This window comes from Gammaproteobacteria bacterium (genome assembly GCA_035546635.1).
Lineage (GTDB): Bacteria > Pseudomonadota > Gammaproteobacteria > JAURND01 > JAURND01 > DASZWJ01.
Genome location: DASZWJ010000028.1, coordinates 246,476 through 267,381, shown reverse-complemented (window position 1 = coordinate 267,381; position 20,906 = coordinate 246,476). Strand labels below are relative to the sequence as shown.

At 38.3% G+C, this 20,906-nt stretch carries 19 protein-coding genes; 10 read left to right on the top strand and 9 right to left on the bottom strand.

Translation table 11 applies throughout. From position 1 onward, the window contains the following. Positions 1–36: 36 nt before the first annotated feature. The 3 genes from VHE99_08000 to VHE99_07990 form a co-directional block, all read right to left on the bottom strand. A complete protein-coding gene (locus VHE99_08000; protein ID HVV68953.1) occupies positions 37–1,218 on the bottom strand; it encodes a hypothetical protein in 1,182 nt (393 codons plus the stop codon). 126 nt (positions 1,219–1,344) lie between these two features. Next, positions 1,345–2,082, bottom strand: coding sequence for a GNAT family N-acetyltransferase (locus VHE99_07995; GenBank protein ID HVV68952.1), 738 nt, complete (start codon positions 2,080–2,082; stop codon positions 1,345–1,347). A 9-nt stretch (positions 2,083–2,091) separates the two neighbouring features. Next, positions 2,092–3,021, bottom strand: coding sequence for a glycosyltransferase family 2 protein (locus VHE99_07990; protein ID HVV68951.1), 930 nt, complete (start codon positions 3,019–3,021; stop codon positions 2,092–2,094). A gap of 345 nt (positions 3,022–3,366) precedes the next feature. Between VHE99_07990 and VHE99_07985 the strand changes: the two genes are divergently transcribed. Further along, the gene (locus tag VHE99_07985; protein ID HVV68950.1) at positions 3,367–4,839 is read left to right on the top strand and encodes a hypothetical protein; all 1,473 of its coding nucleotides are present in this window, start codon (positions 3,367–3,369) and stop codon (positions 4,837–4,839) included. Between the two features lie 8 nt (positions 4,840–4,847). Here VHE99_07985 and VHE99_07980 read toward each other — a convergent pair whose 3' ends face one another. Continuing rightward, entirely contained in the window at positions 4,848–5,213 is a 366-nt protein-coding gene (locus VHE99_07980; protein ID HVV68949.1) for a GtrA family protein, read from the bottom strand. A gap of 315 nt (positions 5,214–5,528) precedes the next feature. On the opposite strand from VHE99_07980, the gene VHE99_07975 reads away from it, so the two are divergent. The 9 genes from VHE99_07975 (at position 5,529) to VHE99_07935 (ending at position 15,629) form a co-directional block, all read left to right on the top strand. Beyond that, positions 5,529–6,056, top strand: a complete 528-nt coding sequence (locus VHE99_07975; GenBank protein ID HVV68948.1) for an ACT domain-containing protein — start codon at positions 5,529–5,531, stop codon at positions 6,054–6,056. Beyond that, entirely contained in the window at positions 6,056–6,535 is a 480-nt protein-coding gene (locus VHE99_07970; GenBank protein HVV68947.1) for a peroxiredoxin, read from the top strand. The genes VHE99_07975 and VHE99_07970 overlap by 1 nt, the downstream gene beginning before the upstream one ends. 116 nt (positions 6,536–6,651) lie before the next feature. Then, the gene (gene rfbG, locus VHE99_07965; GenBank protein HVV68946.1) at positions 6,652–7,791 is read left to right on the top strand and encodes a CDP-glucose 4,6-dehydratase; all 1,140 of its coding nucleotides are present in this window, start codon (positions 6,652–6,654) and stop codon (positions 7,789–7,791) included. Continuing rightward, positions 7,727–8,647 carry an NAD(P)-dependent oxidoreductase gene (locus VHE99_07960; GenBank protein ID HVV68945.1) on the top strand — a complete coding sequence of 307 codons (921 nt, stop codon included), beginning with the start codon at positions 7,727–7,729 and terminating at the stop codon, positions 8,645–8,647. Before rfbG ends, VHE99_07960 begins: the two co-directional genes overlap by 65 nt. Further along, the gene (locus VHE99_07955; protein HVV68944.1) at positions 8,640–9,599 is read left to right on the top strand and encodes a glycosyltransferase family 2 protein; all 960 of its coding nucleotides are present in this window, start codon (positions 8,640–8,642) and stop codon (positions 9,597–9,599) included. Before VHE99_07960 ends, VHE99_07955 begins: the two co-directional genes overlap by 8 nt. Positions 9,600–9,621: 22 nt before the next feature. After that, a complete protein-coding gene (gene rfbF / locus VHE99_07950; GenBank protein HVV68943.1) occupies positions 9,622–10,446 on the top strand; it encodes a glucose-1-phosphate cytidylyltransferase in 825 nt (274 codons plus the stop codon). 270 nt (positions 10,447–10,716) lie between these two features. After that, positions 10,717–12,624, top strand: a complete 1,908-nt coding sequence (locus VHE99_07945) for a cyclic nucleotide-binding and patatin-like phospholipase domain-containing protein (GenBank protein HVV68942.1) — start codon at positions 10,717–10,719, stop codon at positions 12,622–12,624. A 9-nt stretch (positions 12,625–12,633) separates the two neighbouring features. After that, the gene (locus tag VHE99_07940; protein HVV68941.1) at positions 12,634–14,631 is read left to right on the top strand and encodes an adenylate/guanylate cyclase domain-containing protein; all 1,998 of its coding nucleotides are present in this window, start codon (positions 12,634–12,636) and stop codon (positions 14,629–14,631) included. A gap of 338 nt (positions 14,632–14,969) precedes the next feature. Further along, positions 14,970–15,629 carry a S24 family peptidase gene (locus VHE99_07935; GenBank protein ID HVV68940.1) on the top strand — a complete coding sequence of 220 codons (660 nt, stop codon included), beginning with the start codon at positions 14,970–14,972 and terminating at the stop codon, positions 15,627–15,629. A gap of 14 nt (positions 15,630–15,643) precedes the next feature. Here VHE99_07935 and VHE99_07930 read toward each other — a convergent pair whose 3' ends face one another. The 5 genes from VHE99_07930 to VHE99_07910 all read right to left on the bottom strand — a co-directional run bounded on the left by VHE99_07930 (position 15,644) and on the right by VHE99_07910 (position 20,890). Then, on the bottom strand, positions 15,644–16,717 hold the full coding sequence (locus VHE99_07930) for an AI-2E family transporter (protein HVV68939.1): 1,074 nt from the start codon (positions 16,715–16,717) through the stop codon (positions 15,644–15,646). Next, on the bottom strand, positions 16,717–17,175 hold the full coding sequence (ribH, locus tag VHE99_07925) for a 6,7-dimethyl-8-ribityllumazine synthase (GenBank protein ID HVV68938.1): 459 nt from the start codon (positions 17,173–17,175) through the stop codon (positions 16,717–16,719). Before ribH ends, VHE99_07930 begins: the two co-directional genes overlap by 1 nt. Before the next feature lie 125 nt (positions 17,176–17,300). Continuing rightward, positions 17,301–18,404 carry a bifunctional diaminohydroxyphosphoribosylaminopyrimidine deaminase/5-amino-6-(5-phosphoribosylamino)uracil reductase RibD gene (gene ribD / locus VHE99_07920; protein HVV68937.1) on the bottom strand — a complete coding sequence of 368 codons (1,104 nt, stop codon included), beginning with the start codon at positions 18,402–18,404 and terminating at the stop codon, positions 17,301–17,303. 9 nt (positions 18,405–18,413) lie between these two features. Further along, positions 18,414–19,568: an acyl-CoA dehydrogenase family protein gene (locus VHE99_07915; GenBank protein HVV68936.1), complete on the bottom strand. Its 1,155-nt coding sequence runs from the start codon at positions 19,566–19,568 to the stop codon at positions 18,414–18,416. A gap of 56 nt (positions 19,569–19,624) precedes the next feature. Then, positions 19,625–20,890, bottom strand: coding sequence for an NHLP bacteriocin system secretion protein (locus VHE99_07910; GenBank protein HVV68935.1), 1,266 nt, complete (start codon positions 20,888–20,890; stop codon positions 19,625–19,627). Between the last annotated feature and the right edge of the window lie 16 nt (positions 20,891–20,906).

Here is a 20,906-nt window from a genome sequence, read left to right as displayed (position 1 = left end):
AACTTTATCTTGTAAGGGATTTATAAAAACAACTAGCTACCTAAAGTTATTTAAAAGTACTATTCTACTAAAATAATAAATCCCTGAAAAAAGGTGTAAAGCAAATATTATTGATACTAATCCTATCTCCGATTTAACGAGAATATTTTGTGATTTAGCAGTTTTAACCCACTTAACAAATTCTATGAAACTAAAAACAAACAATAGCTGCAAAACAATTAGATAACCCCAGAAAAAATTACAATCACCGAAGTGACGCCCAGTCTCCGCCAAAAGTCCCATCTGCGCATAAGCAATAACAAACATAATCAATATCAATTGTAAATATTTATTAGAAACAAACTGCTTAAAACGAAATAGCATTAAAGACAATGGGAAAGCTGTAGCTAACAGCAAAGATATAAACACATTGTGAGTAAATAAATGCAATACACCAAATACAGAGAGTTGTATAGCACCTTGCTCAGGATTGTTATTAAACTGATACGACATAACATAATATTGATATAGTGCATATAAACAACTAGGAAAAACTGCCAAGCCTGCCTTAATATAAACTGTTAATTCCTTAGTATGATTGATAACAATAAAATAAAAAAAAGCGGGAATAAATACCACCCCAAAACTTGGTTTATACGCCATGCTCAGCAACAGAAGAATAGAAACTAATACCCAATGCTTCAATTTCTTAGAATCCAAAGCTAAAATAGATAAATAAGTCACTAAAAAAGCGAAAGGCTTCACCATAATAAGTGTTGGATTATGCCATACGTTAGGGCTACCCTGCCCCAAAAAAATGTATTTATTAAACCAAGGGATATATAGTGCCGATACTAACAATAAACAGGTGGTACTTAAAATACCTATCGATGTAGACACCTCTAAAAAATGTTTCAGAAGCCGAAAAATGATATATGCCAAAAATGTAAATGCAAGTGCAAGCAGCATAAAAGCTGCAATATTAAATGATAAATGAAATAACTTATTAATATAATAAACTGTATATTGAAATCCAACGTGAGGTATCTTAAGTTCGCCATTTACAACCTGAGACACCATCTTTATATGCACAAAAATATCATCTTTAACACTCTGAGATTCGCGAAAAAAAGTCAAGAAACTAGTAATATAAACACTAATAAAAAAAAATGTTTTACGCGCTAGCTCAGCAGTCCAAAAACTATTCGTTTCAATAACCGACTGTGCACCTGAATTCATATTAAATCCCATCGTAACTTTATCTTCGACCTTGACTATTAACAATTACACCCAATTGACATTTAGTAGCAAACTGACCATAAACAGTAAAAACACATAAACTAAGCGCAAAAATTTGTTCCCGAATTACTCGTCAAGCCAGTAATGGAAAGTCATAAATGCATTAACAACAGTAAAGCCTAATTTACATAATGCATGGCTTACAGGATAATTTATTGCCAATATATTATGCTCCTGCCATTTACATTGATTTTCTAAACACCAAACCAGACTTTTTCTAATCAACGCCTTATAAATACCTTTGCCACGATAATTTTCTGCTACTGCACTTATCGCAGCAGAAGCATATTTTTTGCCTTCACTGTTATAGATTTTAAACGCGACGAAACCAACCACATTACTATTAATGGTCGCAACCAGTACGATATCTGCAAAATTTTTATCTATACAACAATTTCTGATCCAATCTTGATATATTTCTCCACATCGTTCTTTATCTAACCTAGCATCAGCAAAATAATGCCCATAATTTAAAAATGAAGCATAGGCAATTGAACTAACTGCGGGAATATCATTCGTGTCTGCTTCTCTAATGACAAAGTTGGAGTTTTGTTGAAAATTTTCTAGGCACGATTGATCGATTTTACATTGATAAGTGATCTGAATATCTTTTAATCGAAAACCATATTCTTCTAGCGAATTTATAATTGCCAAATCTTTATTATTCACTCTGGCAATAATTAATTTGACTGACTCATTACGTAACTGATGGATGGTATCATTAACATCAATATCCCAAGAATTTATTTTTGCAATTTTGAAGCCAAATCTTTGGCAATCCAAATGACTAATTAAACGATGCATGTGCGCGCCCTAGGCTAAATTATTCGTCGATTTTGCAATGATATATAATGGTCTTTTTTTGGCTTCATCAAAGTTTTTGCCTAAATAGATACCCATAATACCCAATATGGCAATAATTACTCCGCCGATAAAATAAATTGATGCAATAAGGCTGCTCCAACCCATAATAGCTGAGCCATATAACCAAGCACGTCCTATCACGCATATTCCATAAATAAAAGCTAAGGCCGCAATAAAAAAACCAAATCCCACGGCCAGGCGCAATGGTTTATCCGAGTGTGCTATGATGGTCTCCATCGCCAGCTTACAAAGCTTTTTAAATGAATAGGAACCTTTGCCATCAAAACGAGCATCATGTTGCACATCAATACTAGCCGTGTTAAAACCCATCCAACTGATTATACCACCAAAAAAACGCAACTGTTCACGCACCTGGCGGTAATTATCGACGACTTTTTTTGAAATAATCCTAAAATTACCCACTTCCCAATCGTGATTAATATCAGTAAAATAGCGAAAAACATAATTATACAGGCGAGAACCCAAACGTTTTAATAGGGAATCCTTACGTTTGCCACGCCTAGCTAGCACCACTTCATAGCCCTCCAATGCTTTCTCATGTAGGCGGGGGATTTCTTCAGGTCTATCCTGCAAATCACAATCCATCACCACAACCCATTCTCCTTGGCAAAGATCAAGGCCGGCAGTAATACCGTAATGTTGTCCAAAATTCCGGCTGAATTGTATACCTTTAATACGTCTATCCTGGTTCGCTAACTCCTGGATAATGTCCCAAGAACGATCGCCACCGCAATCTTCCACCAGAAGAATCTCAAAATCAGTTGTAATTTTTTCGAGTGAATTTTTTAGCCTGGAATAGAGTTCATGTAAGCATCCTTCTGCTTTATAAACAGGTATAACAATTGAAATATAAGGCATTTTTAACCACAAAATGTTAGAATCTTTATTTGATTTAAGGATTTCTTAAGAAATAACTCCACCAAATGTTGAATCTTGAATTTTACCGACTATTGGTAAACTTTGCAATGAATACTATAAAGTATATTAACAGTAAACTCTAAATAACTGCCTTTGAAAAGAAGCACAGTCTGTTAGGCCAGGGGGGGGTATTTAAAGAACTTCAGTTCAAAAATCTTCCTTAAGAGAGCACGGCTCTGATCCTACTTGTTTAGAATAGGCTTTAGGCAATTTGACTCTAACCAACACCAATATTATGATGCATGACATAAATACACCGGCTCAACACGGAGGAAGAGAGTGAATTTGTCTCAAAATGCTTTAGTGACTGCTTATGTTAAAAATGTAATTTTATGCGTCATCTTATTTTCAACATTAGGTGTATACCTCTATTTATTCTTCCAAGTAGAAAAAAATTATTTGCCTGTATGGTCAGATGAATTTCTGTACTATATTAATTCAAGGTCTTTTTTTCTGAACTCCACTTTAAAGGCTGCGATAACTTATAATGGAGAAGGCGCCAGAATATTTGGGGCTGATGCGCATGGATTCGCATACCCCTTGTTTAATGGCTTTATTGCAAAAATTGGTGGATGGCACAACGCAAATTTTATATATACAAATTTTTCACTTATTTTTATTTCAATATTGCTGGTTTCAACTCAGAAGTTTTTAACGATTTCCCAGAAAATTTTATATACTATATTATTTCTGCTATTCCCCTATTTAAATCTATATGCGATGACTTATATGCAAGAAGTTATCCATGTTTTTTTTGCAGTGATTGCCAGCATATTAATTTATAAAATATATAATATTGAAAATAACAATAAATATATTGGAACTTATATTGTCTTTTTATTCCTCGCTGGCATTTTCAGACCTTTTTGGCCTTTTTGGTTAATTGGATTACTGCCACTGGCTAAAAATAAAAAACAATTTTTACTTTATTTTTTGTTATTTTTAGTTGGAGCAATCGTAGCATTTAATATAAATTCTTTAGTTAATGAGTATGTACCTCGTTACCTGGATACATTATTACCGCTTATAAAGTCTTTACAAATTAAAGCGGCGCTAGCTTCATTTGGACATCATTTTCTTGCCAATATTGAATCTTATGCGGAATTTGGTTTCTCTCCTCACGCTATAAAACAAACTGTTACGTATGTTAGTGGGAAATATGTTCTTATCGGGTTTTTACTTTATTACATCTATAAAAGTTTCACCACCAAAAATCGTTTGTTTTATTCAATAACGTTAATAGCACTCACTAATTTCATGATATTACTTTTGTTTTATGATGCCAATCAATGGCGTGAAATTAGAACAATGTCTCCACTTTTTTATTTCTTTTTATTGTTTTTTGTTGCAGAACCCAAAAATACCATTAGACTTTATTTATTACTCTTAATTCTTATTGCACCATTTATTTTTTCGTCTCTCACTGCAAAAACTTGGGTAGCAGCTAGAAATTCTTTATATACGCATCAATATTTTGAAAAGAATGTAAGTGCATTTGATGAAATATCAACTACCCTAAATAAAAAACGCAGCGCACTAATTTTATTAGACTATATACCTCGAGACAACTCGGTAGATTTACTTTCCTTACCTTTAATCACAAAGGACGGATTTTCGCTAAGATATATAGCTAGATATTATAAAGTTCCAATCGAAAACAAAAAAATAGATTATATACTTTCGCGTTCTGGGGCAGATCAGCACAAGAATACATCGGTAATAAATAATGATAACTATTCACTCTATATAAACTATTAAAAATTATGTCACTTTTTTATAATGAATCTACTTAATATAAAAGTAATCGGCACACTAAAAATGATGACCACAAACAGAGATAAAGATTTATCTAGCCCAAATTTTTCAACCACAATGAACATAATTAATAATCCCAGCAGATACTGTACTACATAAACAATCGGAAATTTAGCAAGTTTCTTCCAGGAAAATTTAACTTTAAAAACAAAGCGTGAATTCAGAAAATAAGAAGTAATTACCCCAAGAATATAAGCGATGGAATAAGCATATAAATAGGGAAGAAACAGCAAGAAAAACAAGTACAACGCGTAACCCCAAACTGTATTTATAATTCCAACAACGATAAATCGAGCAAACTCAGTTCTGATATGCATTACTTTTGTTCCTTAACTTTTAGGCTGGCTTTAGTATTTCATAAATTTTTAAAAACTCCAAAAATTCTCTCCGCAATAGATAAAAATTACTCCACCTGATAGCTAGAGTAGAGGAATATGCCCATAAAAACCCTAAATTGCTGTCAAATCAACCAGTTAGCCCAAAAGTCACTATAAGAGCTATTTATTTTGCCCCCCTTTTGTATCCAATACCAAATTTTTGTCCTAAACAGATTAGATAATTTGACTATAGTCAACGCGAATATTATGATGCGACCTCCTTAAGCATTTCCACAAACAGGTCATACACTTACAATGGAACATCTCAACATCACCTTCTCAGCCCCCAACCAACAATTAGTCATCAAGCAACTCGTCTATTTAATTGCTAAAAATCAATGCCATATAGAAGAAAGCCGCTTTGCTTTCTTGGGCGGTGAATTCGCTGGTGTATTACGCATTGCCGGTAATTGGAACTCCATTGCCAAACTAGAAGCTGCCCTAAACAATATATCCCCAGAACATCTTATAAAAATTGAAGTCAAACGCAGCGAAACTGCAAAAATTGAGGGAAAGTTTCTTCCGTATATGGCGCAAGTGATTGCTTTGGACACCCCAAGCTTGGTATACGAAATCACGCATTTTTTTTCAGATCAAAGTATACAAATCATTGACCTACAGACTGATCCATTCAAAACCAACCATGCCAATACCATGATGCTAACTTTGTCTATGCGCATCAATGTGCCAGCGCACATTAATATTGCTGATCTTAGGGAACAATTCATGGTGCTGTGCGACGAGCTCAATGTGGATGGAATCTTAGAACCCGAGAAACGCTAATGCCCAAATCCAGTTCACTCATTGACCAACCCGTTGCTGATCTGCAATTTGTCAGCACACAAAATACTCTTAATAGTTTCTCGCAGCTGCGTGGCAAAAATATAGTGATTTATTTTTATCCTAAAGATAACACTCCTGGCTGCACGCGTGAGAGCCAAGATTTCCGGGATCTACACGAGCAATTTACGGCCTTAGACACGATTGTACTAGGAGTGTCTAGAGATAGTTTGAAATCCCATGAAAATTTTATTCGTAAGCATAAACTTCCATTTGTATTAATTAGTGATTCCGATGAAGCCTTGTGCCACTATTTTAATGTGATTAAGCAAAAAAAATTATTTGGTGTCATCAGCATGGGCATTCAACGTAGCACCTTTCTTATTGATCGACAAGGGATTATTCGTAAAGAATGGCGCAATGTGCGCGTTCCAAATCACGCTACTGAAGTACAGGCAGCGGTAGCCGCATTAAAATCGTGATCCTCCTTTTAATGATTAAAACTTATCTTATTTATCCTGCTGAATACGCTGATAGCGAAACCTCTATCATGCAAATGCTTGACCCCTTCTTTTCAATACTGTTAAGATAAGAAAATATGCTGAATTTCGAATCTATACTCTTAAATAAAAGAATCTTTGTAACAGGCCATACAGGATTTAGCGGTAGCTGGTTATGCTTATGGCTAAAGTCACTCGGAATTTCAATTGCGGGTTTTTCTTTACCACCTGAAACAAATCCATCACTCTACTCCCTATTAAAATTAGAAAATTCTATAGATTCTGAGTACGGAGACATCACCAATTATGAAGCACTTTCAGCTTCTATTTCTAATTTTCAACCCGATGTCATACTGCATTTAGCTGCCCAACCGTTAGTACGTCGCTCTTACGCTGAGCCCTTGCAAACATTTGCCTCCAATGTAATGGGCACCGCCAATTTACTGGAAGCCGCAAGACAGACACCTTCAGTAAAAGCCGTAGTTTGCGTGACTACTGATAAAGTTTATAAAAATAATGAATGGCCTTGGGCTTATAGAGAAAATGATCCACTGGGTGGAAAAGACCCCTATAGTGGTTCAAAAGCTGCTGCCGAAATGGTTATTCAGTCCTATATTGAATCCTTCACTAAAAGAACGGCGGATAAGGGGATTGCTATTGCGAGAGGAGGAAATATCATTGGTGGTGGTGATTGGTCAGAAGATCGCCTAATTCCAGACTTTGTCCGAGCGATCACCAACAAAACCAAGCTCAGCCTACGCTACCCTGCTGCAGTGCGTCCTTGGCAGCATGTTTTAGCTTTAGTTCAGGCTTATCTTTCATTAGCTTCCGCTTTATTGACTGATCCACAAAAATATACGTGTGCATGGAATTTTGGTCCTGACCAACCGTTAAACTATTCAGTGATGCAAGTATTAGAATTATTCTCAAGCTATTGGCAACAGCCTGAAATTGAAATTATCGATCATAATCTACCTGAAGCCGGCATGCTGAGTTTAGACAGTTCTTTAGCGCGCAATCAATTAAATTGGTCACCTGCTTGGGATTTTAACCAAATGATCGAAAATACCGCGATTTGGTATAAATCCTACTATGAAAATCCCGACCAAACAAAAGAAATAACTTTAAATCAAATAAACCATTGGCGTTCAATTTTAAGCAAGAGACAGAAAAGTGAAAATCCTACTGACCGGGGCGAGCGGATTCATCGGCCGCAACCTGATTCCCTATCTGCTTAAGGCCGGCATTAGCATCACATCCTTAGGCCGATCTAAATTAGAAAATTTTGCGATCGATCAACTTCTGCTACCCGAATTAAGTCCTTTTCATATAGAAAATGTCTTGAAAAATAAAAAATTTGATGCATTAATCCACTTAGCCGCTGCCGGCGTTCATCCCTCCGATCGCGATCCCAATAATTTATTGCAAATCAATTGTTTGCTGCCGGCAGCATTGGGAAAATGGGCAGCAAACTGTCAGGCTCAGGCAATTATTAGTCTTGGCAGCCTTTCAGAATATGAAAATTTGCTTCCCCTGCATAAGCTTAAAGAAAATGATCCGCTTGAAACCAATAAACTATATGGCGCGACAAAAGCAGCCGGAGGAATACTTGCACTAGATTCTGCCATTAAACATAATTGCCCTATTGCCGTTATGCGTGTATCAAATGTCTATGGGGGAGGAGAAGGACCGCATCGTCTTCTGCCTTCATTAATCAAAAATTTAACCGAAAACCAACCGGTCTTACTCTCTGCTGGTAAACAGATTCGGGATTTTATTTTTGTTCAAGATGTCTGTGCTGCAATATGGAATGTCTTAAACCATCTTTTTGAAAAAAGAATGGCCAGTGGTTTTTACAATTTATGCACTGGTATTGGCACCAGCGTCAGAGATTTTGCTACCATTACAGCTAAGGTATTAAATGTTTCTGAAGATTTGTTAAAATTCGGCGCCATCCCAACACGCCCTGACGATACGCCTTACATGGTAGGAGATCCAAGTAGCTTAGAAAATTCTTGTGGTTTTCGTCCAACATGGACGCTTGAGGCGGGAATCAAATTAGCCAGCGAGCAAATAATTAAACAGTATGCATAATCTTCCACTTATCTCCATCAGTATTCCAGTCTACAATGAGGCTGATAATATACAACGTCTTTATAAAAGACTCTCACAATTGGCCATCAAAATGAGCGATCGCTGTTTACTCGAATTCATTTTCACCGACAATCACTCAACAGATGACACCTGGGAAAAAATTCAAGAACTTGCAAAGGTTGATAATCGCATTAAGGCAATTCGATTTTCTAAAAATTTTGGTTTCCAACGTTCCATTTTAGCAAATTATTTGCACACAAAAGGCGAAGCAGTCCTGCAAATTGATGCTGACTTACAAGATCCACCCGAGCTTTTAGAAGAATTTTTTCAGTTATGGCAACAAGGCTATCATGTGATATATGGCGTAAGACGCAAGCGACCTGAAAATAAATTCATGCATACGATTCGCAAAATAGGCTATTGGTTTATTGATAAAATCAGTGAACATCCCATCCCTAAAAACGCTGGCGATTTTAGGCTAATAGATCGTAAAGTAATTAAAGCTTTAGCAAAATCTAAATCGATTAACCCTTACTTGCGAGGGATGATCGCAGGAATGGGCTTTCGCCAAATTGGTTTTACCTATGATAGAGATGCGCGCCAAGCAGGAAAAAGCAAATTTAGATTATTCCAACTACTTAAGCTAGGCTTCACTGGTATTATCAACCATTCTGTTGTTCCTTTGCGTATCGCTTCTTACATCGGTATTTTATTTGTAGGCCTCAGTTTTTGTGGGATGCTGTTTTTTTTATGGCAAAAAATATTACACCCTGAGATTATACACGGGGTTATTAGTATACTGGTATTAGTCTTATTTGGTATTGGCTTTCAGAGTTTATTACTAGGCATCTTGGGTGAATATCTATTACGCATTTATATTATTCTTCGTGCCGAGCCATTGGCTATTATTGAACAAACCGTTAATTTTGCAGAAAAAGAATTAATCTTGTGACACATCAATCTGAGGTTTTTACATGAAAGCAGTTATTTTAGCTGGTGGTTTAGGTACGCGTATTGCTGAAGAATCCGATCAAAAACCTAAACCCATGATTGAAATTGGTGGTCGCCCCTTGCTATGGCATATCATGAAACACTACAGTTACCATGGCATAAACGATTTTATTATTTGCCTTGGTTATAAAGGTTACATCATTAAAGAATTTTTCTTTAATTATTATCGCCATATGTCTGATTTAAAAATTGATTTAACGACGGGTGAGCATCAAATTTTGAATTCAAGCTCAGAACCTTGGCGTATCACTTTAATTGATACCGGTCTTGAGACCATGACAGGTGGACGGCTCAAACGCATTAGAAATTATCTGACAAATGAAAGCTTTTGTTTAACCTATGGTGATGGTCTCTCTGACATCGATTTATCAGAAGAGATAAAATTCCACAAAACCCATGGCAAACTGGCTACCGTGGCCGCTGTTCAACCGCCCGGGCGTTTTGGTGTACTTGAAATAAATGCTGACCATCAGGTTGCACGATTTGAAGAAAAACCAAGCGATGAGATAGGATCAATTAATGGTGGTTTTTTTGTACTCGAACCCGAAGTAATTGACTATATCGATAATGATTATACTTCTTGGGAAAAAGAGCCATTAACTCGATTAGTAACAGATCAACAACTAATCGCTTATAAGCATCATGGTTTTTGGCAAGCTTGTGATACCTTGCGCGACAAACGTTTTTTAGAAAATTTGTGGCAAACTGGCAATGCACCATGGTCTGTTACTAAACAGGTTGGCGATTCTTTGTTTCCTATAGAACAAAAAACATCAGTAATATCATAAACTTATAAAGATCAATATTTATTAGGAATGCTGCAAAGCAAAATCTAGTACAATTTACCTCTCTTTAAGGCACGAAAAAGCCCCTCTACCTTCTCCCACAAGGGGAGAAGGTAGTAGAGTTTTTTCGTACCCCAATAGAAGCTAGAGCCATCCCTCCCTTAAGATTTCCCTAAGATTAATCTTCTAATATATAATCAACCCAAAAACCTGCTTCAAACCCGAATGCACCAAGGAGACATTCAGAAGCACACCTCGCACGGCATAGAGAAAATGACGCACAAATCCATACCCGACATTATCAAATCATGCGATATTTTCTCAGCACTGAATCGATCTGAAATTAAGTCCTTAGCAGCTGCCGCTACCTTAATAGAACTAAAAGCCGGGGAACATCTGTTTTCTCGCAATGAAGCCTCTCGAAACGCTTATATTCTCATCTCTGGTAAACTCGCAGCCACCACGGCCACAGCTCACCAACCTGGTGAATTGATTGGTTATATCATGCCTAATGAAATTGTCGGTGAAATGAGCTTACTGGCAGAAACACCGCGTTCTTTAACCGTGACCGCTCAAACAGATTGTTCCCTGCTCACGATCCATCAACAGGATTTTCAGCAATACTGTCAAAACAATCCTAAATTAGCCTTTAAAATACTGGAAGTCATTACCAAACGCGCCCAAGGCATCATAAAACATTACGAAAAGTCCGATCATGCACAATTTGTCGCGTTACTACCGGCCAATGAGCAACAGGACTTAAATTGGCTCATCCACAGCTTCCAACAGCTCTACCCAAATTCTGACAAGGCTACTTTTTTAAGTTATCAAGAGATAGAACAAGCTGGCGACCATATACAGCAGCTTTTGTTAAGCTTAAAACAAAGAAGTGATTACGTGATATACCCTATCAATATTCACCAAAAGCAAGAAATTACGGATATCTTGATGAGATATGCCGATAAAGTGGTGCTAACTGCGCCTGGTTATCAAGCGCCGCAAATTAGCCCAATCACCTTGACTTTATTTAATACGCATCACATTCATACACACAACGAATTAGTTTTATTCTACGATTCGCAGCACCAACTACCCAGTTATACTAAAGAATGGCTGGATCAAGGTAGTTTTTTTCGACATCACCATATATTTCTGGATAAGCCGGCTGATATTCAACGCTTAGCACGTTTTATGACTGGATCTGCCGTGGGGGTGGTCTTGGGCGGCGGCGGGGTGAAAGGTTGGGCGCATATTGGTGCACTAAAAGCGCTTTTAGACGCGAATATCCCTATTGATACGATTGGCGGCACGAGTGCTGGTGCTGCAGTAGGCGCCGCTTACCTAATGACAGACGATTTTGACAGCTTTGTAGCGAAATATCGCAAGCTCACGAAATCTACCCTAAAAACATTGGCAACACGTGAAATTACCTGGCCATTGATTTCAATTTTCAGTGGCAAAAGCATCACAGCCACCGCACAAGAAGAGTTTTCCAATCATCTCCTAGAAAACCTGCCACGACCATTTTTTTGTATTTCCTGCAATATCACCCAGAAGAAAGAATCCATACATAAGCAAGGAAAATTGTGGGAATTGATACGCACCACTGCTTCATTGCCCGGGGTGATCCCACCTATGGTATTAAATAACGATTTGCATGTGGATGGGGGTGTAGTCAATAATTTACCGGTAAATGTCATGTCCAATTTTTTAGAAAACTCAGGTACTATAATTGCGATATCTATTTCTAGCTTATTTAATAGCACTATCCCTGATTATACTTTCCCCCCCGTTATTTCCTGGTGGGACGCCTTGTTAATTAAATGCCGACTGAAAAAAAATTATAAATTCCCTTCGCTGTTTTATACCTTCATTGATTCCATGTTAATGGGATCTTTTTCACAGCAGCGGGAAAATATGAAAAAAGCTGATATTCTGATTCAACCAGATTTAAGCGCCTATACCTTCATGGGGCGAAAAATACCAGCAGAAAAACTAGTAGAAATCGGTTATCAAACTACCCAAAAAGCGCTGGAAATGAATCAAGAATTAGTACAGAAAATAGCTTTACCACTTTCTTCCGCATCCGAAACATGCACTACATTTTATCGCAACAAATCAACCACTTTTACCAAGGAAGTGAGCAGCTATATTTTATCAAGAAAAAGCTTTTCTTCTTAAAGATAATCCATGTTAAATTTTATCAAAAAAACCCGTCGCCTCTATGTAGATATTCTCATTGTGTTCGTCACGCTATTTGTGATTACTGCCGGTGTCATCATTGGTTATATGCAATATACTCAATATCAGCATAGTCTTACTTTTTCAAAAAAAATCGTCCAGCAAAATGGGGATATCATTGCCAGTGAAATCAACGATTACATTAAACCTGCTCAAGTTACCGAATTGGTAGCTCACCTCTTCCACAATGGCACATTGAGCTTTAAAAACAAACAATACTTAACTACCTTTATGGAAGGGGTATTACGCGCCTATCCCTATATGAGCGCAATTTATATGGTGGACAATCAAGGAAACTTTGTTAATGAAATTCGCGCCACTAATAAACCCTACTCGCGTCCAGAAATTCAAAACAAACCACCCAATACTAAGTTTATTACTTATTTACTAAATAGACCCATTGATAACAAAACAACAAGCACTATCACTGGCTCTTGGATTTATAAAGATGCCGATGGAAATATTGTTGGCACGAACAATTTAAATGCTGCAGACAATTATAACCCTTATAACCGCCCTTGGTATCTTGGCGCACAAAATGCTGCCAGCAAATATTGGTTGGAAGTTTACCGATTTTATAGCTCATCAACACTTGGACTGACTGTATCTTATAGTGTATATGACCAAAATAAACGCTTAGCCGGTGTCATTGCAACAGATTTCGACATTGATGCTTTATCCAATTTTCTTAAGGAGAGAAAGCTGGTTAAAAATGCCATTAGCTTCATAGTGACGAACAAAAACGAATTAATTGCTTATTCTAACTTCAATGCCATAGAGGATGAAAAAAATAATACACAGTTACTAAATATTCGCGACATTAAAAATTCACCTATTTCATCAGCCTATCAATATTTTTTAGATCATAAACAGAACACTTTTTTATTCTCATATCAGGGTATTAACTATCTAGCCTACCTGAAAGATTTTTCTTATCAGGATAATAAATCATGGACTATAGGATTGTTGGCGCCCCTGGATGATTTTATGAATCCAGTGAAAAAAGCCAAAACCTTTGCCTTATTATTTTCTTTGATGGTGCTGACCATAGGTATTATTTTAATCATTATTGTTTCGCGCAATATCTCAAAACCTATTGTCTATCTAGCGAAAGAAATGGATAAAATTAAAGATTTGCAACTAGAGCATAAAGCCTATTTCAAAACTCATATCACTGAAAATCAAACCATGATTAATGCGCTCAATGCGATGCGCACCAGCTTAAAATCATTTAGCGCCTATGTGCCAAAAGAGTTGGTAGCACAACTCATCACCCGGGGAGAAATAGCAACACTGGGATTTGAGCGTCGCGAATTAACGGTTTTATTTACTGATATCACCGGCTTCTCCAGCATCTCAGAAAAAATATCTCCTGAAGAATTGACCTCTTTGCTAGCTCTATATTTTAAAATTTTAACTGAAACCATCAAATCCGAATTTGGGACGATAGATAAATATACAGGGGATGGACTAATGGCCATTTGGGGTGCGCCGGCAACAGATCCTGAGCATATTATTAATGCCTGTCGGGCTGCTTTAGCTTGTCAAAAGAAAGTTCTGGAATTAAATAAATTTTGGCAGATGCAAAAAAAACCGGTATTTAACACCCGCATGGGACTCGATACTGGCAATACTTTGATTGGTAATCTGGGTTCGCTTGAGCGCATGAATTATACGGCTGTCGGCGATGTAGTGAACTTAGCCTCCCACTTAGAAATGCTAAACAAACAATATAACACCTCTATTATTGTCAGCGAGCATATTTATATTCACAGCCAACATAAATTTATCTTCCGATCATTAGGAAAAACCAGCGTCAAAGGAGGGACACACACGCTCAATATTTACGAATTAATAGCAGAAAAGGTGGGAGACTATGACAATGCAGCCAACCCTTACCAGCAATCAAATACTGAAAGAGCTGAAACTTCACAACACGAAAGATAATGGTTGTATAATATAGCTCAAAAAAGCTATAGTTCTACGAAAAATAATTGGATAAGGTTTTTCTGAACATAAATTACACACTATTTTGTTATGTCAGCTAACCAAAATGCTGGGTATTATTTTACCCTTCTTTTCACGGAGAAAACTGCTTTAATTATTAACAGATTACGCCTTGCTATTTTCTTCAACACTAAACATCCAGCAAAAACATTAGTTTTTTTACTAGCCTAATTTTAACAGTATACAAGAAAATTTAGCTTTTTACTAAATTTTTTATTGATAAATTTAGTTTTTTAGGTATTTACACTACCACTGATTACTTATTTAATGCTATAATCATGGAAAATAAAGAAATCAGGCTAATCAATCTACATAAACTCCTTAAGGAGTCCAAAACGGCTGCCTCTTTGGCATATGCTGCCAACACGAGTCCGGCTTACATTAGCCAAATATTGAGCAAAAAAGCTAAAGGGAGTGTCGGTCATAAACTTGCCAGGAAACTGGAATTAGCTGCCGGAAAGCCAAAAGGTTGGCTGGACATAATGCATGATGAAGAAGCTAAACCGACAGTACCAATCAAACAGCTACCATTTGTTGAACCAGATAAAATTCATGAATGGTACTCAGGGAACACAGGAACACTGAACACCATGATTTCTACGGTCAGTGAAGAAAACAGAGTAGACACAACTGGTCTCTTTTGTTCCGAAATGACAGGAGATGCCATGATGTCTCCTATGAACGTTGCTGCCAGCATCTGCCCTGGCGATATAATTATTATTGACAAAAATGCTACTCCCTCCTTTGGTGATATCGTTCTCATTAAAATCAAACAATCCGTCAAAGTGCGACAATTGCTAAGAGATGGAGATGAGCAGATTTTAAAAGCTTTTAATCCTAATTACCCCATTATCCAATTTACCAATCGCATTAAAATCCTTGGTGTTGTTATTGAAATCAGAAGGAAAATGACCTCGTCCCGCACGAGGTCATCCTGAGCGCACCGCTGCGCTCAGGATGGCAGCTTAGCAGCAGGAAGATTTCCGTGCTGCAACCACGCGTTCATAAGCGCCTTACATACCGAAGCCAGAGGAATTGCAAAAAATATCCCCCAAAATCCCCATAAATTACCAAAAATAAGAATTGCGATAATCACCGCAGCCGGATGCAATTTTAAGGTTTCAGAGAACAGAAGCGGTGTTAAGATATTCCCATCCACAATCATCAGCACCGAATAAACAATCACCAGATAAACAAAATCGGCATGAAATCCCCACTGCAGATAACCAACCACAACCACCGGAACAGTCACGATAATAACACCCACATAAGGGATTAACACCGATAAACCCACTAGAAAGCCTAACAATACTGCATAATTTAATCCCAGAAATAAAAATGCAATTGTCGCGGCGATAGCAACAATAATAATTTCCAAAATTTTAGCACGGATATAATTGCCAATCTGCTGGTTCACTTCTTGCCATACTTCATTGGTTAGTTGTCGCTTTTTAGGTAAAAATAAAGTTAACCATCTCAGTATCGCATCACGGTCTTTCATAAAAAAATAAACCATCAAGGGTACTAGCACTAAGTAAATGACTAACATGACAACATTAGAAATAGTACTAATGGAGATAGTTAAAGCGACTTTACCCACCCTGGCAAAATCAGACTGAAAACTCGCTATCCATTTTTGAATTTCCGCCTTGGAAATATAAGAAGGATAACGCTGAGCTAGATCAGTAACAAAAACCTCTATCTGTTTCACTTTCACCGGCAGCTCATTCAACAAATTAGCTGACTGGTCCCATATCAACGGCAGCAACACCAAAAGCCCCAGAATCAATGAACCCAAAAAAAGCAAAAACACCAAATTAACTGCTAAAAAATAGGGGAATTTCCAACGCTGTAATTTTCTAACCAGTCCATCCAGCAAATAGGCGATCACTATACTAATCAAAACTGGCGCAAGAAACTTACCCAGCCACCAAAAAAGCAAAATGATGACCAAAAGAATCAAAACCAGACTACCTAATTCAGTACCAATAAAACGTCGCTGAAACCATTGTGTTAATGCTTGCATTAAATTAATTGCCTCAATACTGAAATCATCGCAAAAGCCACATCTACCGCTTCAACACCTTTATGACCATGATTACCTCCAACCCTAGCTAGCGCCTGCACCTCATCATCCGTAGTTAATACGCCAAAAATAACAGGTATATTAGAGTCCAGCGCCACTTTTTGACAGCCATCACTAACTTGCTGACACACATAATCATAATGACTCGTTTCACCGCGGATCACCGCCCCTAAAGCAATAATCGCATCATAGTTGCCACTTTTAGCCAGTCGCTGAGCTAATAGCGGTATCTCAATTGCGCCTGGAACCCACACTACGGTCGCTTCAGTCCCAGCATACGCTTCTAGGCGTTGTTCTGCGCCTGCTAATAACTTACTGGTTATTTCTTCGTTAAAACGGCTGACAACAAGGGCAAGACGCGCTGGAGATGTTAAAGGTTTTTCTGTAATAACAGGCATAAGATTTAGTTTCTCCGAAGGAATTTTGCTTCCCAGGGGTCATCCTGGGCTTTGGCTGTCATCCTAAGCATTGGCTGTCATCCTTCGCTTACGCTCAGGATGACAGCCAAGGCTCAGGATGAGCTTTACAGTGAATGTTTAAGGCTTGATCCAACAAACTCCAATTCACACAACCCATCACTGCCTAAAGCCCGCCATGCGACTTTAGTAGCAGATTGCATAAGATTTATCTGCCCTAAAAACGCCGCCTGGGCTGACTCACCCAACCATTTAAGACCAATATAAATATAAGCCCTATGAATCAAATCTTCCGCCAATAACGCCTGAAAACAAATTCCACCCGCTTCTACCCATAAATCATGTACACCATCTGCACCAATCTGGCGTAAGATCGCAACTAAAGGCAGTTTAGCATTTTTTGTGGGAATAGGCACGCAGCGCACCCCGCAAGCTTCTAGCGCTAACAGACGTTGACTATCAATTTCAGACTGATGAAAAACCGTTACTGACACTGCTGTAGTCAATATCTTGGCAGACAATGGGAGTTTAAGATGTGTATCTAAAATATAAACTGGCTTAGCTTCAGGCTGCGGTTTAATTCGCACATTGAGCTGTGGATCGTCATGAATAATGGTATTAGAAGTGGTCAAAATTGCATCAGAGTTCCTACGCCCTTGGTGAGTAAATTTTTGTGCTTCAAGACCGGTAATACTGACAGGTTGACCATGGGCTCCAGCAATTTTACCATCTAAGCTCAATGCCAATTTAGCCGTTACAAAAGGTAGCTTAGTGCGAGTCCAATAATCATAGCTTTGATAAAATGCATTGATTTCCTGAACAGGTAAATGCTGACAAAAAATACCAGCCATACGTAATTGCTGCTCTCCTTGACTGGCTACTAAAGGATTAGGATCCTGATAACCATAATAAACAGCAGCCACCTTCCGCTCAATTAAAAGCTGGGTACAAGGTGGCGTTCTACCCTGATGACAGCAAGGTTCCAGAGTAACATAAACTGTCGCTCCACAACTTTCTTCTAAGCTGAGCTTATTTAGGGCATCTACCTCGGCATGCGCAAAGCCTGCTGCCCAATGAAAACCCATAGCCAATACAATTCCGTCTTTGACTACGACTGCGCCCACAGCCGGATTAGGCGCGCAAAATCCTCTACGCTGTTTAGCTTCCGCTAAAGCCATTAATAAATAATGTTCATGGGAAATCTTTGACATATATCGAGACTAAAATGCATTTAAACCAGTAATATATTTACCTAGAATTAAATGGTGAATATTGTCCGTACCCTCATAGGTAAATACCGCTTCTAAATTAACCATATGTCGAATAACCGGATACTCTAAACTGATGCCATTAGCCCCTAATAAATTACGCGCCATACGCGCAATCAGTAATGCGGCTTGACAACCATTCATTTTAGCTAGCGATACCAAAGCAGGATTCAGTTTATTCTCTTCTTTTAAACGCCCCACACGCAAATTCAAAGCCTGCATTTTTACAATTTCAGAGTACATAGTCGCCAAATCTTTCTGCACCAATTGAAAAGAAGCCACTGGCTTATTAAATTGCTGCCGCTCCTTGGTGTACGCTAACGCGGCATCAAAACATGCTAACGCTGCCCCCATAACCCCCCAAGCTATGCCATAACGTGCCTGGGTCAGACAGCTCAAAGCCGCACCTAGACCGCGTTCAGTTCCAGGCAGCAAATTAGCATCAGGAACAAAGCAATCATCCATGACCAACTCACCTGTTGAAGAAACGCGCAAAGAAAGCTTTTTCTTGATTTCAATCCGTTGCAAACCTTGCATTTCTTTTTCCACAATAAATCCACGCACACCTTCATCAGTCTGCGCCCAAACAATAGCAATATCGGCAATTGGCGCATTGGTAATCCACATTTTACTGCCGCTGATGCGAAAACCGCCGGCTACTTTTTTAGCCCAGGTTTTCATACTAGCAGGATCTGAACCCGCATCAGGTTCCGTTAATCCAAAACACCCAATGATTTCACCGCGTGCCATAGCAGGCAAAAAGCGTTTCTTTTGTTCTTCAGAACCAAATTGGAAAATGGGATACATACACAAAGAACTTTGCACAGAGACAAAACTACGCAAACCACTATCACCACGCTCCAATTCCTGGCAAACCAGGCCATAGCTGACTGCGCCTGCATCACTTCCACCATAAGCTTCGGGCAAGGTCATGCCTAGCAAACCTAGCCCGGCAATTTGGGGAACTAATTCAGTGGGAAAAGTGCCTGATTCAAATGCATCAGGCAGGAGAGACAGCACTTCTGATTCAATAAATTGGCGTACGGTATCTCGTACTAATTTTTCTTCTGATGTTAATAAGTCATCTAATAATAATAGGTCATTCAAGGTAAAGGCTCTTTTACGTCTATATTCCCTTCTCCCACAAGGGGAAGGATTAAACATTACTGCATCCCAGTCAACTTTTTAAATGCTGGAATAACCAAAGTAATTGGTTTTTGCTTACGCACAGTGACCATCGCACTTACCAATGTACCTGAAGTAATCAACTGCTGTGGTCCTTTAGAGGATGACCATTTCAAATTACTATAAGTATTAGGGTCATTTTGCAAACGAATCCTAACCTCAATCGGAACTTCATCGCGCGTAAATTGTTTAACTAAATCCTGATTCTGCAATGCAGCTAAAATAGCTTGTGGCGTCGATGGAAAAGCCGCCACGCTGATAACACTGCCATAGATACTACCATATTCGGCTTTTTCAACAGAAGTAGGAGTCACTAATGCCTGCATTCCAGGTTTGACCTGTTTACCCACATGCGGGGGCAAATAAACTAGCGCATCCAAGCCTTTTCCTTGGCTGGCCACACTGACTAAAGGATCACCCGTATTGACGATACTCCCTACTGTTGCCTGAGCATTAGTGACCACCCCGTCTACGGGACTTTGCACATCCGTAGACATTTTTAGGCGAATCAGCAAATTTTGCAATTGTGCAGTTTCATCGGTGATTTTAAGCTGCAGCTCGCGCAAACGCTCGCGCCATTGATCGTTAAAACTGTTTTGAGCTATGGATAACTGCACCAATTGGTTATCATAACTTGCAACTTCACTTTTTACATTGTAAAAATCCTGGAATGTCTGATCCACACTTTGACGTGTTTCTATACCTCTTTTAAAAGCGGCTTGTTTAATTGCCAGCAACTGCTGCAGATTGCCAAGTTTTTGTTGGCTGTTTTGGAATGAACGCTGCAAAGACTGTTGTTGATCTGTTGTTTGTTGTACACGAGTTGCAATCTCGGTTTTAGAGGTAACCTGCAATTGATTATATTGATTTTGCAGCTTAGAAAGATAATTCCGAGTGACCTGAATTTGATCAACCAGATCAGGACGAGACAAGGTCGCTACAATCTGTCCTTTTGTCACCTTCTCACCCACTTTAACTAAAATGGTATTCACATGACTGGGACCATCAGGGGATACCGCATTATAAATATCACCACCACCTGCCAGTAAAATACCCTTACCATCAGCCCGAGTCGATACACTGCCAAATATTGACCACGCGACAATAAAAAATAAAAGAGCATAAACCGTCCCAGCTATAACCCAAGCTCTGAATGTTACAACCTGTAACAACTGATCCAGTTGCTCTGGAGAGGCCATTTGCTTTAATGCGGCTTCACGAAATGGTGTAGTATTTGTATTCATGGGATTTTCCCTTCCC